The following is a 13,855-nucleotide window of genomic DNA, read 5'->3' on the forward strand; positions in this document are numbered from 1 at the left end:
AAATCATTGCTTTTTGTCGCTGCGCGCCTGGCGCAGCACTTCATTGATTTGCGGCTGATCGATAGGACCGGTGATGCGATAGCGCAAAATAGACACCTTATTCCACAGCGGCCCCAGCACCTTGCTGGCGGCAAACACCGCGGCCCCGACAATCGGGTTAATCACGAACGCCGTTGCCACGCCGACGGTCGCCGAGATTTCCGGCGCCACCACCGCCTGCAGGTCCAGTTCGCGGCGCACGAGATCCACCGAGCCTCTCATCGCAATATCCGCTTCAAGGCCGTCAACCAGCGTATCATCGGTATTGAGCACGCCATCTTTAATCCATGCGGTACTGCGGATCGAATCGAACCAGAACCCTTCACTGAAGGTATCGCTGAAGTCGAAGCGCAGCTTGCGCAGCAGCGCATCTACGCTCAGCAGGCGCAGCAGCTGGCCGGCGTGACCGGTGCTAATGTCGGTAAACTCGCCTTTTCCAAGGCGGCTTTTCAGCACCCCGTTAAGCGAGGCCACGTCCGGCTGCCACGGCGGCGCGCGCCAGTGCAGATCGTAGTCGACGTCAAACGACGAGCCTTTCACCGGCGTTGAGACACCAAAGAAGCCGACGAAAGCGTCCGTTTTATTGCCATGAAGCTTACCTTTCAACGAGGTGCGTACGCCGCTTGCCGCATTGACCCACACGCCATCGGCGGTCAGACGGCCGAAACCGGTATCCACCAGCCCGTTGGCGAGCGTTAGCGTATCGCCGCTAATCGCGAAGTCGCCGTCGATACGCCCGTATTTTTGCCCCCACAGCCAGCACTCCGCGCAGCGCAGCTGGAGATCCGGCCAGCCGCGGAAATCAATTCGGCTATCGGCAAAAGGATTGCTGCCGCCCGGCGCCGCATCGCTCTTCTGCGCGGCGGTCGGGTTGTAATAGAGGTAACGAATGGCCGCCAGCCACGGGGCGTTTTGGCGCATGGTCAGGGAAGCGTTAATTTCCCGGCCCTGCGCTTCAACCTTCGAACCACCGGCCTCCGGTCGGGAGACAAGACTGACGTTATTCCAGCTTTGCCCGGCAAAGGTCAGCGACGGCGTCCGCAGGGTGATCCGCTCGGGGAAGATGATATTGCTGCTGACTTCATTGGCCGCACCGCCCTGGAACAGGGCCAGCCACTGCGCGCCGTCCATCGGCGGCATGTTGAGCTCTACGCCAGCCTGTTCGGGGAGCGGCGAAATGGCCTTGCTGTCGGAGGTTAAAATCGCCCGATCCAGCGTCAGCTTGCGGTTCAGTAGCCAGCGGCTGTTGATATGGTTTTTCGCGCCAATGGAGCCGGTCAAATCAAAGCTGCTGAGCCCGCCCGCGACGTTAATTTTCACCGGCAGCGCTTCGCCGGCTGGCTTGTCTACGGGCGCAGGTAAGCGACTACTCACATTCTTTAGATCGCCGTTAATATCGACCTTGTAGCTTGCGCTGCCGCGATACGGCAGCTCAATCGCCACCTTACCGTCCCACGGCACGCTGCCGCTCACCGCCTCATCGATAGCTTTCGGCAGCAGGCCGGTGCGCGACGGCTGCCAGCTGGCGTTCATTCCCACGTCGACCAGGAAGGCTTTCTGCCCCTCGGCGGTGGAGAAATTAAGATTCAGCGGCTGATTAAACCAGCTGGCGCTCATGTTCTCGCTTTGCAGATTGCCGTTAACAAAGCTGAATTTACCGCTGAGGTTGTCCAGCGTCGCATTGATAGGCTTGATAAACAGGCTGTTATTTTTGAGGTTCACGTCGCCTTTGGCGGTCGTCAGCTCACCGTCCAGCGGAATGTCGAGATGTAAGCGAGCGCTCACACCACCATCCAGCTGCAGCTCATCCAGCGCGGTGCCCAGCGTCTCTTTGAGCGGCGTCTCTTTGAAGTACGGGCCAACCTCTTTGCCCGCACCGTTGATATCGGCGTCGATCAGCAGCTTTTCCCGCGAATAGTCAGGGATCGCCGCATCAAGGTTGCTGGCGGTCACCTTGCCCAGCATGACCTTATCGGCCTTCATCCACAGCCCGTTGTTGATAAAGTCGAGGTTGATGTCCAGACCGGTCAGCGCCGGCCAGTCCGGCTGGAAAGCGAAGGTGGCGTTGGTCAGCGGGACGGAAACCTCGAACTGGCCTTCGTTGTGCAGGTAGGGGAACAGGTGCGGGTTGCCGCCGTAAACCAGGGTCGCATCGGTGGAGTGGCCGCCTTGAATCGCGCCGCTGAGGTAATCCACCAGCTGTTTGCCCATCAGGTTTTCCGGGAAATAGCGCCACGCCTGGCCGCCGTCATTGGTGCTGATCCCTGCCAGAATGCCCAGCCAGGGTTCATCGCCCTGCGGCTGTAAATAGCGGAAGCCGCCCCGGGCGCGCACGCCGGTCGCCTGTACGTCAATATTGCGCCCGTCGAGCATAAAGCCCTTTTCATTCTTTACCCAGCTAAGGGTCGCGTCGCCCTGCGCGATTTCCAGCGGCGCGCGAAATACCGTTTCATAGGGCATTTTCGCCTGCGTCATGCTGGCATGCAGGGAGCCGTTCTCTACGCTTCCGGCGACGCTGCCGGAGAAGTGCTCCGCGCCGGGCAGCAGCTTCCACTGCTTCCACGAAAAGTCGCTCCAGCTGGCCTGAAAGCGCGATTTTTCCGCCGCCTGCAGCGGGATATCCAGCGCCAGAAGATTAATTTTGCCGTTTGGCCGGGTGGTGCGCCAGATTTCGCCGAGCGCGGGCGCCAGCTTATCGGCAAAAGGCTGCAGCCCGGTCAGACCGTTCAGCTCAAGGTTGCTCGCGCGGATGCGCAGCTCGTCGCTGCGGGAACGGTCGTCCCCGCCAACGTCCTGCGCCGGGATCCACGCCATCGCCAGCGCGCCGCGAGGCCACGACTTGCCGTCAATCGAGATCCGCGTATCGGGGATACGGAAGCCCCAGCTCTGCTTATCGCGGGAGATGTGCGCCGTCAGGTTATCCACCACCAGCCGATGGGGCTGATTATCGCCCTGCCAGCTGGCGCCGCCTTTTTTCAGCCATACGTCACCGCCGGCGATATCGCCTTTGTCGATAGTCATCCAGCCTTCAAGGCTAAAACGCGCGCTCTGCAGGGCGATATTGTCCTGCATCCAGCGGCCCAGCCACGGCTTCACGTCAATATCATCCGCCTGCAGCCATACGCGGCCCTTGTTCAGCAGGCCGTTTTCATCGCGCAGATCCATCCGCACCTTCATCACCCCGTGCTGGCCGTTGAGGCTGGAAAGGCTCAGCTCGCCTTCCGCGCGATGACGATTTTTACCGTTCAGCCAGGTGAGCTGCGGAATGGCGAGTTCGGCGCGCTGGCCGGAGAGGGTCACGAAGCTAAGGTGGCTGTCGCGGAGAATAAAGTGATCGAACTGGCGCAGGAACAGATCGCCGATGTGGTCGGTTTTCAGGCTCTCACCGCCGTCGTTGGTCTGGATCGGCGTGTTGGTGTGGATTTTTAGCTGCCAGAAGGTGAGATCGCGAAACTGCCAGCGCATGTGGAGCAGGCTTTGCCATACGTCCAGCGCGAGGGTAACGCGTTTAACCGACAGCTCGCCGCCGTCTTTGAGGCCGGCTTGCACATCGCGGACGTCCAGCGTGGGGCCAAAAGTCTCCCAGCTGGCGCTCAGGCGGGAAGCCTCGACCGGAGAGCCGGAGATCGCGGAGATTTTCTCCAGCAGCTGGGGGCGCCATGCGTCCAGCTGCGGCAGCACGAGACGCAGACCGCTCACCAGCAGTGCGATGACAACAATCAGTGTTGCCACGGTGAGCAGTAATATCCCGGGCAGTCGCCTCACGCATCTCTCCTTGTCAAACTATTACACCTCATCCTTCATCTGCCCCTCGGCGCTGCGTTCACGGGTTCCGCCCGGCCGGCGCATCACCGCGGCCGAAAGGCCGAACGAGGGCAAACCAGATGATTACATCATCACCACATCAAACTGCTCTTGATTATAGAGCGGTTCAATTTGCACTTTGACCTGTTTACCGACAAAGATTTCGACTTCCGCCAGCGCGTGGGACTCTTCCCCTTTCAGGGTTTCCGCGACGGCAGGAGAAGCATAGACCAGGAAACGATCGGAGTCGTAGGCATGATGTACGCGGACGATCTCGCGCATGATTTCATAACACACCGTTTCAACCGATTTTACCGTGCCGCGACCGTGGCAGGTCGGGCAGTCCTTACACAGCACGTGCTCCACGCTTTCGCGAGTGCGCTTACGGGTCATCTCCACCAGCCCAAGCTGGGAGAAGCCGTTGATGCTGGTTTTCACCCGATCCTTATTCAGCGCCTGCTCCAAAGAATGCAGCACCCGGCGGCGGTGATCTTCATTATTCATATCAATGAAATCAATGATAATAATCCCGCCGAGGTTGCGCAGCCGCAGCTGGCGGGCAATCGCCTGGGTCGCCTCAATGTTGGTATTGAAGATGGTATCGTCAAGATTGCGGTGGCCGACGAAGGCCCCGGTGTTGATGTCAACGGTGGTCATCGCCTCGGTCTGATCGATAACCAGATAGCCGCCGGACTTCAGCTCCACTTTACGCTCCAGCGCGCGCTGAATTTCGTTCTCCACGTCAAAGAGATCGAAGATCGGCTGACGGCCGCTGTAGTGCTCGAGCTTGCTGGTCATCTCCGGCATATATTCGGCGGTGAACTCCAGCAGCGATTCGTAGGTCAGGCGGGAGTCGACGCGAATGCGGTCAAGATGGGCGTCGGCAAAATCGCGCAGCACGCGCTGAGCCAGCGCCAGCTCGCCGTACATCTGATAGCGGGTCTGCTGGCGCTTCTTACGCTCCATGACCTTCGTCCAGACGCGCTTGAGGTAGGCAGCATCGGCGGCCATTTCCTGCTCGTGTACGCCTTCCGCCGCCGTACGGATGATAAATCCGCCCTGCTCATCGCAGTAGTCGGCGACAACCTTCTTCAGCCGCTCACGCTCCGCTTCGCTCTCAATACGCTGGGAAACCCCCACGTGCGAGGCCCCAGGCATAAACACCAGATAGCGGGAAGGAATGGTGATATCGGTCGTCAGACGGGCGCCTTTCGTACCAAGGGGGTCTTTCACCACCTGCACCATCAGGTCCTGGCCCTGACGGACGAGCTCGGAAATATCGCGCACGGTGAACTGCTTTTGCTCTTCCCCGGCGACGCACTCGGTGTGCGGCATGATGTCTGAAGCGTGCAGAAATGCGGCCTTATCCAGGCCAATATCTACAAAAGCCGCCTGCATCCCCGGCAGCACTCGGCTGACACGACCCTTGTAGATATTGCCTACGATCCCACGCCGCGCTTCGCGCTCAATGTGAATTTCCTGCAGAATACCGCCATCGATATACGCGACGCGCGTTTCCGATGGCGTTACGTTCACTAATAATTCAGCCGTCATCTTTATCCCTTTTCTTCACGCAGTGAGTTAAAGTTACTCAGCAACTCATACGTTTCTACCAGCGGTAAGCCGACTACGGCGTGATAGCTGCCATTAATCTTCCTGACAAAACAGCCACCCAGCCCTTGAATACCGTATGCACCTGCTTTATCTAAAGGTTCGCCGCTGGCGACGTAGCCGGCGATATCCTGCTCGCTCAGCAGGCGGAAGGTCACCTCCGTTACCACCAGACAGTCCAGCGCCTGCTGCTTATCCGCCAGGGCAACCGCGGTCATCACCTGATGCGTTTTCCCGGAAAGCATGCGCAGCATCTCTGCGGCATGCGCGGCATCGCGCGGCTTTTCCAGCACCTCGCCGTTAAGGATGACAATGGTATCCGCCCCCAGCACCGGCAGATCGCGCGATGCCAGCGCAACGCCGGCCTGCGCTTTTTCACGCGCCAGGCGAGTGACGTAATGCTGAGCGCTCTCCTGCGGCTGGCGTCGCTCCTCAATACCGGGAACCACGCGCTCGAAGGAGAGTCCCATCTGAGTCAACAGCTCCTGTCGACGTGGAGAACCTGAAGCAAGATACAGAGTTGTCATATCAACCTTATTGCACCGCAAATTGCTGACGCACTTTACGCATCAGCAGGAATAGCCATGGCCAGAGCACACCGTTTACTACACTACTCCAGAACACTTCCGGACGGAAAGAGACGTTGATCACTAAAAACTCTGCCCAGAAAACAACGATGTCCACCGCGAGGGAGAGCATCATCACCACCAGCGCCTGCTGCCAGAGCGCCAGATTGCGGAACAGCTGATATTTCAGAGCGACCAGATAAGCGATGATGCTTAACGATAGCGCGCGAACGCCCAGCGTCGAGCCGCTGATGAGATCGAGAACGGCGCCCATCACGAAGCCCGTGCCGACGTTCACCCGATGCGGTAACGCGAGGATCCAGTACAGCAGGATAAGCAGCACCCAGTTTGGCCGGAAGACGCTGATGTCCGCCGGCCAGGGCATGATCTGTAGCAAGAGTGCAATAAGAAACGAGAGCCAGATAACCCAGCGTCCCTGGCTACGGTAGCTTGCCACTATTGCCCCCCTGCAGGCAGAGGTTTAGCAGGTGGCGTCAGGCCGGTTGCGGGAGCCGGCATTTGTGGCCCGACGGCATCCGGCGCGGGCAGAACCTGCGGCATCATCTGCATCAGACGTTCATTGGCGACGCGATGAACCTCTTCCGGGGTCATCGGGTTGGAGCCGTTACGATCGGCCCCCCACAGCAGCAGCAGATAGCGCAAACGCTGCAGGCCCGCGGTCGGGCGAGCCTGAATAACGGTATACGCGCGCTGCGTATCCAGCTTGACGGAAGAGACCACGCCCACCGGATACCCTTCCGGGAAACGGCCGCCAAGACCTGAAGTCACCAGCACGTCGCCGACGCGAATATCGGTATTCGCCGGCAGATGCTCCAGCTGCAGATCGTCAGTGCAGCCATTACCGGCGGCAATCACGCGGATATCGTTGCGCAGCACCTGAATCGGCAGCGCATGGGTGGCGTCACAGATAAGCAGCACGCGGCTGGTCATCTTCGCGACGGCAACAACCTGACCGACAACGCCCTTATCGCTGATAACCGGCTGGCCTTCGTAAACGCCGCTGACGCTGCCTTTATCGATAACCACCTGATCGCTGTAGGGATCGTTAACCGTTGAGATGACCTGAGTCACCATTTTTTGCTCATCCTGGCGCAGCGGGGAGCCCAGCAGTTCACGCAGACGCGCGTTCTCCTGCTTGTACTGGCCCAGCATCAGCAGGTCGCTGTTTTTCAGCAGCAGTTCCTGACGCAGCGCGCGGTTTTCCAGTTCGAGCTGATCGCGGGTGGCCAGCGTTTGCGATACGCTATCCAGCAATTCCCGAGGACCGTTAGAAATAAAGTAGAAAGGACTGACGGCTGTATCCATGTACGTTCGAATCTGGCTGAACGTACCCAGGCGGCTGTCGGCGATAATCACGCCAAGCGCCACCAGAACCGCCAGAATAAGGCGAATCTGTAGCGACGGGCCACGGCTAAAAATTGGCTTCATAGGCTATGCGTATTCTCGTGTCAGTTAAGACCAGGGGCAACCCTTGAGCCACCCCAGACCTTCGGCTGACTACTCTTCGCTAAACAAGTCGCCGCCGTGCATATCGATCATTTCCAGCGCTTTACCGCCGCCACGCGCGACGCAAGTCAGTGGATCTTCTGCAACTACGACAGGAATACCTGTCTCTTCCATCAGCAGGCGGTCGAGGTTACGCAGCAGCGCACCGCCGCCGGTCAGGACCATACCGCGCTCGGAGATATCAGAAGCCAGCTCTGGCGGGCACTGCTCGAGAGCAACCATCACCGCGCTAACGATGCCGGTCAGCGGTTCCTGCAGCGCTTCGAGAATTTCGTTCGAGTTCAGGGTGAAGCCGCGTGGAACGCCTTCAGCCAGGTTACGACCGCGCACTTCGATTTCACGCACTTCATCGCCCGGATAAGCGGAGCCGATTTCATGCTTGATACGTTCTGCCGTCGCTTCACCGATCAGGGAGCCGTAGTTACGACGCACATAATTAATCACGGCTTCATCGAAACGGTCACCGCCGATACGCACGGAAGAGGAGTAAACCACGCCGTTCAGGGAGATAACCGCCACTTCGGTGGTACCGCCGCCGATATCCACAACCATCGAACCGGTTGCTTCAGAAACCGGCAGGCCAGCACCGATCGCAGCCGCCATCGGCTCTTCGATCAGGAAGACTTCACGGGCGCCAGCGCCCTGAGCGGATTCGCGGATGGCACGACGTTCAACCTGGGTTGCACCAACCGGTACACATACCAGAACGCGCGGGCTCGGACGCATGAAGCTGTTGCTATGCACCTGTTTGATGAAGTGTTGCAGCATTTTTTCGGTAACAAAGAAGTCGGCGATAACGCCGTCTTTCATCGGGCGAATCGCCGCGATGTTGCCCGGTGTACGCCCGAGCATCTGCTTCGCTTCATGACCGACAGCGGCGACGCTTTTCGGCGATCCGGCACGATCCTGACGAATGGCCACAACGGAAGGCTCATTCAATACGATGCCTTGTCCTTTTACATAGATAAGGGTATTCGCGGTACCCAGGTCAATGGACAGGTCATTGGAAAACATGCCACGAAATTTTTTTAACATACTAAGGGATAATCCTGAAAGCTGGGGCGGAAAACAAAATCCGCTTACTTTACCAACCACACGCAGCAGCGACAAGGCGCAAAAATCATCTGCTACGGTGAAAATTAGTGCAGTTCATTTCCTTTGTTACAAATTTTCCGGCTCCGTTCAGTGCTGAAAACTTCAGCAGCGCTCCACGCTTCAATTTGCAACCTGTCAAAGGTCATTTACTGGCATTTACATTGCGATAATCCGGCAGGTAGACAAGCACACCCCCTTCACTATGGCGCGCGTTATTCTACGTGAAATCACGCTAAACGGCAGATCAAACCGAGTATCTTTGCGAATATTTTTTCACATTTGTGTCAAGTGGCTGTGAGGCGGCAAAAAATTCCCCCTGGCCACCGGTAACACCGCATTGAGACAGGACCTGCCACTCGCTACGACTGCGTACTCCGGTAGCAAAAACCTGGACCGGCATACCCTTGCAGGCCTCCACCAGGCTCTGAACCAGCAGCTGGTTCTCACTGCGTTTTTCAATATTACGCGACAGTCCCGGGTGTAGCTTGATGACTTCAACGTCCAACTGCTTGATCCAGCTGGTTCCAACCAGCGTTAATCCGGCCTGAACCACGGCGACTCGAATACCTAAAGCGTTAACCAGCCGCATAACCGGCTGCAGCCGGCCGATATATTGACAAACATCTGCCTCTGCAAGTTCAAAAATAATGCGCTGACGTTGCGATTTTTCACACTGCATCAAAGTATCGCGCAGCCAGCGCTGGAATCGAGGACGGATCAGCGACTCCACCGTCACCTGTAAAGCGAGGTTTTCGTCCGGCCAGAAGCCTAAAAATGGCAGCAGCCGCGTGATCTGCAGGCGGTCATACTCTTCCGCCAGGCCAAACTGCTGCACCATCGGCATATATTCCGCCGCAATCACCTCTTCCGTACCGTCATACAGGCGGGACATCAGCTCACGGTGATGGACGCGACCGTCGCGATTCACCGCGGGCTTCTGATAGAGCCGTGGTCCGCCGCGGCTGAGCATCTGTTCAATCAACGTGCGCCAGCGCACGTTGCCGCGCCCTTTCTCCGGCAGCGAATCGTCATAAACCGCCCAGCTATTGCTTCCCTGCAGAACCGCGTTGCGCGTTGCCGCTTCCGCGCGCTCCATCACCTGAGCCGTGGTCTGTCCGCTGCGGAAGGCGCAAATACCGATATGCATCATGTCATCGCGGTCAAGAATGCGCGTGGGCGGCAGCGCGTCCATCGCCTTCAGCAGCAGCCCGGCGATGCTGTCCGCCTCCTTCAGGGTGCGGTGCGGCAGCAGGACGGCAAAATCGCTGCGGTGATAACGCGCCAGCAGCGCGCCGGGATAGCGCATAATAAAAGTAGAAAGCAGGTTGATGAGCGTGAAGTAATGCTCCTCCGCTGCGGCGCGCCCCCAGTTATCGCGCAGCAAATCGAACTCCGGCAGGCGGATCATCATCACAATGCCGTATGAACCGACCTTTTCCTGATCTTCCAGCAGCGTGGCAAGCTGGTTATCAAAGAACAGGCGGTTATTGAGGCCGGTTTTGGTGTCCTGAGCGGCATAGGAGCGAATAAGCGTATCCATACGGCTTCGCTGATCGCTGGCAAACTGCAGCTCGGATAGCAGCATATCCAGCGCGCTGCTGGTGCTCACCGGCCATTCGTGCACCGATCCGCGCACCTGAGGCCCGCGCTCGCCGTTAAGGATCCTCGTCGCCCGCAGCTCCAGCAGCTCCTGCCCGGACAGCTGACGACGGATCCAGCGAACGGAAAAAAAGATCATCAGCACCATAAAGCCAATGGCGATAGAAAGCGGTGCGGTCACGTGCAGCGAGCGGAAATAGTTAACCATCGGGTCCAGATAGACCAGATGCAGCGTCATGCCGGGGTGCTTTAGCGACGGGACCGTGATCTCCCGAAACTGGTTATTACTCCCCAGCGGGCGGTAGCTGTCGCTACGCGCGTGGCTGTACACCGATTTGCCGTTAAGGAGAAAATCAACCTGCACAACGTCGACCGGCGTCATCAGCTCATCCATCTGTGGTTCAAGCCGGGCAAAGGATGAAGAGATCAGGCGGTTATCCAGCACCGTCGCTACGGCCTGGACGCGATTCTCCATTTTTTGCTGAATACCGTTATAAAAACTCAGCGACGCGCCAATAAGCGTGACAAAGATAGTCAGGCTGGTAAGCAGCGTGACAAATGCTGAGAATTTCGTCGTTAATCGCATCCCTGTGTTAACTCCGCGTGTGAATGACTGCCCGATGAATATTCGGACTCCGGTACTGGCGCTTTCCCCAAAGTAAGCACTAACTTTTTAAAGTGCGAGGCATACTATCAAAGCTGACGTATCTGGCAATTTATTGCGTTGTATCGGCGTAATAATGCCGATAGCGAGTATAGTCTGCAGAAAAATTTTTCCAATCTTTGTACCAATAAGGACCCGCATATGCAGGCTTTAATATTAGAACAGCAGGATGGCAAAACAATCTCTTCGGTGCAAACCATCGACGCCAGCCGGCTGCCGCAGGGCGATGTGACCGTCGATATTCAGTGGTCCAGCCTCAACTATAAAGACGCGCTGGCGATCACCGGCAGCGGAAAAATCATCCGCAACTTTCCGATGATTCCTGGCATCGATTTTGCCGGTATCGTCCATACCAGCGAAGATCCGCGTTTCCATGCAGGCCAGCAGGTGCTTCTCACCGGATGGGGCGTCGGCGAAAATCACTGGGGCGGCCTGGCCGAGCAGGCGCGCGTCAAAGGCGACTGGCTGGTTGCGATGCCTGAAGGGCTGGACGGTCGTAAAGCGATGGCCATCGGTACCGCCGGCTTCACCGCCATGCTGTGCGTGATGGCGCTGGAAGATGCCGGCATTCGTCCCGAGGACGGGGAGGTTGTCGTCACCGGCGCCAGCGGCGGCGTCGGTAGCACCGCGGTCGCCCTGCTGCATCGCCTGGGTTACCAGGTGGTCGCCGTTTCTGGTCGCGAAAGCACCCATGATTATCTGAAAGCGCTGGGCGCGCAGCGGATCGTTGGGCGCGAGGAGTTTGCCGAAACCCGTCCGCTGGAGAAACAGCTGTGGGCCGGTGCGGTCGATACCGTCGGCGATAAGGTGCTGGCGAAAGTGCTGGCACAGATGAACTACGGCGGCTGCGTAGCCGCCTGCGGCCTGGCCGGCGGCTTTGCTCTGCCGACGACGGTGATGCCGTTTATTTTGCGTAACGTCCGCCTGCAGGGCGTTGATTCGGTAATGACTCCGCCCGCGCGCCGGGCTCAGGCCTGGCAGCGGCTGGTTGGCGATCTGCCTGAGTCGTTCTACGCGCAAAGCGCGACGGAAATTACGCTCGCCGAAGCGCCGGCCTTTGCCGATAAGATTATGGCTAACCAAATCCAGGGCCGGACGCTGGTGAAAATCGCCTAATATGCAATTTTTCGTGACATATTCGCGATAACTCTCCGCCTCCGTCATGCTTAGGAAAAAGCATGCCGGAGGATGTCATGAAACACAAAAAACTAACGGAAGCCGACGTCACGGCAGAATCCGTTTTTATGCTGCAGCGTCGCCAGGTTTTGAAAACGCTGGGGATTACCGCAACGGCCCTTTCCCTTTCCCCCACGGCAAAAGCCGATCTTCTCGATTGGTTCAAAGGCCACGACCGCCCTCCCGCGCCGGCCGGCAAAGCACTGACTTTCGACAAACCCGCCGAATGGCAAAACGCGCTAACGCTCACTCCGGAGGATAAGGTATCCGGCTACAACAACTTCTATGAGTTCGGTCTGGATAAAGCCGATCCCGCGGCCAACGCCGGCAGCCTGAAAACCGATCCGTGGACGCTGACCATCGGCGGAGAGGTTGCTAAACCGCTGACGCTCGATCATCACGATCTGACCACCCGCTTTCCGCTCGAAGAGCGCATTTACCGGATGCGCTGTGTCGAAGCCTGGTCGATGGTGGTGCCGTGGGTTGGCTTCCCGCTGCATAAGCTGCTGGCGCTGGTTGAGCCCACCAGCAGCGCCCGCTACGTGGCATTTAAAACCATCTATGCCCCCGACCAGATGCCGGGGCAGAAGGATCGCTTCATCGGCGGCGGCCTGGCCTATCCTTATGTCGAAGGCCTGCGCCTGGATGAGGCGATGCATCCCCTCACCCTGCTGAGCGTGGGCGTCTACGGTAAGGCGCTGCCGCCGCAGAATGGCGCGCCGGTGCGCCTGACGGTTCCGTGGAAGTATGGCTTCAAAGGGATTAAGTCGATTGTCAGTATCGAACTCACCCGCGAGCGGCCGCCGACCACCTGGAATCTGGCGGGACCGGATGAATACGGCTTTTACGCCAACGTCAATCCGCATGTCGATCATCCCCGCTGGTCGCAGGCAACGGAACGCTTTATCGGTTCCGGAGGCGTGCTGGACGTCAAGCGCCAGCCGACGCTGCTGTTCAACGGCTATGCTGACGAAGTGGCTTCGCTCTACCGGGGCCTGAATTTGCGGGAGAATTACTAGTGCGCCTGAACGTAAAACAGATTACCTGGCTTAAGGTTATGCTCCATCTGGCCGGGTTTCTTCCCTTTCTCTGGCTATTCTGGGCTGCGCAGCAGGGGTATTTCAGCGCCGACCCGGCAAAGGATATTCAACACTTTACCGGTAGGATGGCTCTTAAATTTCTGCTGGCAACCTTGCTTGTATCGCCGCTGGCGCGCTACGCTAAACAGCCGCTGTTGATTCGTACCAGGCGCCTGCTGGGACTGTGGTGCTTTGCCTGGGCGACGCTGCACCTGACCAGCTATACGCTGCTGGAACTCGGGATTAACAATCTGGCGCTGCTGGGTTCTGAGCTGATGAGCCGGCCCTATCTGACGCTGGGGTTTATCAGCTGGCTTACCCTGCTGGCGCTGGCGGTCACCTCGACGCAGGCGCTGCAGCGAAAATTAGGCCGTCGCTGGCAAACGTTGCATAACTTCGTCTATCTGGTGGCGATCCTTGCGCCCATCCACTATCTATGGTCCGTGAAGATATTATCCCCACAGCCGTTGATATATGCCGGGCTGGCGGTTGTGCTTTTGGCGTGGCGTTACAAGAAGTTCCGTCAGTGGTGGCGCTAATCCCCGGATATGTGCAGTTTCCCGCAGATCTTTTATCAACCGCGACTCATTTAACGATAGCGGTTGATAATCTTCCCTGATAAGACCAGTATTTAGCTGCCAAATGCTACGAAATCGTTATAATGTGCGACTTTGGTTTTCCTGGAGGGGTTTTTA

At 58.1% G+C, this 13,855-nt stretch carries 10 protein-coding genes; 3 read left to right on the plus strand and 7 right to left on the minus strand.

Annotation, left to right across the window (positions count from 1 at the left end; translation table 11 throughout):
- Positions 1-3 precede the first annotated feature (3 nt).
- The 7 genes from yhdP to csrD all read right to left on the minus strand — a co-directional run bounded on the left by yhdP (position 4) and on the right by csrD (position 10,827).
- Positions 4-3,804 (minus strand): AsmA2 domain-containing protein YhdP, encoded by a 3,801-nt coding sequence (gene yhdP / locus M2416_RS19555; RefSeq protein ID WP_259226352.1) that lies wholly within the window; start codon positions 3,802-3,804, stop codon positions 4-6.
- A gap of 123 nt (positions 3,805-3,927) precedes the next feature.
- Complete coding sequence (gene rng / locus M2416_RS19560; RefSeq protein WP_041147457.1) at positions 3,928-5,397, minus strand: ribonuclease G; 1,470 nt, start codon at positions 5,395-5,397, stop codon at positions 3,928-3,930.
- Positions 5,398-5,399: 2 nt separating this feature from the next.
- A complete protein-coding gene (locus tag M2416_RS19565) occupies positions 5,400-5,981 on the minus strand; it encodes a Maf family protein (protein WP_045856513.1) in 582 nt (193 codons plus the stop codon).
- A 7-nt stretch (positions 5,982-5,988) separates the two neighbouring features.
- Positions 5,989-6,477 carry a rod shape-determining protein MreD gene (mreD, locus tag M2416_RS19570; RefSeq protein ID WP_041147459.1) on the minus strand — a complete coding sequence of 163 codons (489 nt, stop codon included), beginning with the start codon at positions 6,475-6,477 and terminating at the stop codon, positions 5,989-5,991.
- Positions 6,477-7,469: a rod shape-determining protein MreC gene (gene mreC / locus M2416_RS19575; RefSeq protein ID WP_076946537.1), complete on the minus strand. Its 993-nt coding sequence runs from the start codon at positions 7,467-7,469 to the stop codon at positions 6,477-6,479. The genes mreD and mreC overlap by 1 nt, the downstream gene beginning before the upstream one ends.
- A gap of 69 nt (positions 7,470-7,538) precedes the next feature.
- A complete protein-coding gene (gene mreB / locus M2416_RS19580; RefSeq protein WP_002918653.1) occupies positions 7,539-8,582 on the minus strand; it encodes a rod shape-determining protein MreB in 1,044 nt (347 codons plus the stop codon).
- A gap of 304 nt (positions 8,583-8,886) precedes the next feature.
- On the minus strand, positions 8,887-10,827 hold the full coding sequence (csrD, locus tag M2416_RS19585) for an RNase E specificity factor CsrD (protein WP_076946536.1): 1,941 nt from the start codon (positions 10,825-10,827) through the stop codon (positions 8,887-8,889).
- 219 nt (positions 10,828-11,046) lie between these two features.
- On the opposite strand from csrD, the gene acuI reads away from it, so the two are divergent.
- The 3 genes from acuI to msrQ all read left to right on the plus strand — a co-directional run bounded on the left by acuI (position 11,047) and on the right by msrQ (position 13,699).
- Positions 11,047-12,021: an acrylyl-CoA reductase (NADPH) gene (gene acuI / locus M2416_RS19590; RefSeq protein ID WP_076946535.1), complete on the plus strand. Its 975-nt coding sequence runs from the start codon at positions 11,047-11,049 to the stop codon at positions 12,019-12,021.
- A gap of 77 nt (positions 12,022-12,098) precedes the next feature.
- The gene (gene msrP, locus M2416_RS19595; RefSeq protein WP_076946534.1) at positions 12,099-13,100 is read left to right on the plus strand and encodes a protein-methionine-sulfoxide reductase catalytic subunit MsrP; all 1,002 of its coding nucleotides are present in this window, start codon (positions 12,099-12,101) and stop codon (positions 13,098-13,100) included.
- The gene (msrQ, locus tag M2416_RS19600; RefSeq protein WP_259226353.1) at positions 13,100-13,699 is read left to right on the plus strand and encodes a protein-methionine-sulfoxide reductase heme-binding subunit MsrQ; all 600 of its coding nucleotides are present in this window, start codon (positions 13,100-13,102) and stop codon (positions 13,697-13,699) included. The genes msrP and msrQ overlap by 1 nt, the downstream gene beginning before the upstream one ends.
- The last annotated feature ends 156 nt before the right edge of the window (positions 13,700-13,855 follow it).

The sequence above is a fragment of the Klebsiella sp. BIGb0132 genome, assembly GCF_024810075.1.
Taxonomy (GTDB): Bacteria; Pseudomonadota; Gammaproteobacteria; order Enterobacterales; family Enterobacteriaceae; genus Klebsiella; species Klebsiella terrigena.

Coding starts and splice junctions, on each gene's coding strand:
- rng (WP_041147457.1), bottom strand. CDS start 5,397: ATGACGGCTGAATTATTAGTGAACGTAACGCCATCGGAAACGCGCGTC.
- msrP (WP_076946534.1), top strand. CDS start 12,099: ATGAAACACAAAAAACTAACGGAAGCCGACGTCACGGCAGAATCCGTT.
- mreC (WP_076946537.1), bottom strand. CDS start 7,469: ATGAAGCCAATTTTTAGCCGTGGCCCGTCGCTACAGATTCGCCTTATT.
- acuI (WP_076946535.1), top strand. CDS start 11,047: ATGCAGGCTTTAATATTAGAACAGCAGGATGGCAAAACAATCTCTTCG.
- M2416_RS19565 (WP_045856513.1), bottom strand. CDS start 5,981: ATGACAACTCTGTATCTTGCTTCAGGTTCTCCACGTCGACAGGAGCTG.
- mreB (WP_002918653.1), bottom strand. CDS start 8,582: ATGTTAAAAAAATTTCGTGGCATGTTTTCCAATGACCTGTCCATTGAC.
- csrD (WP_076946536.1), bottom strand. CDS start 10,827: ATGCGATTAACGACGAAATTCTCAGCATTTGTCACGCTGCTTACCAGC.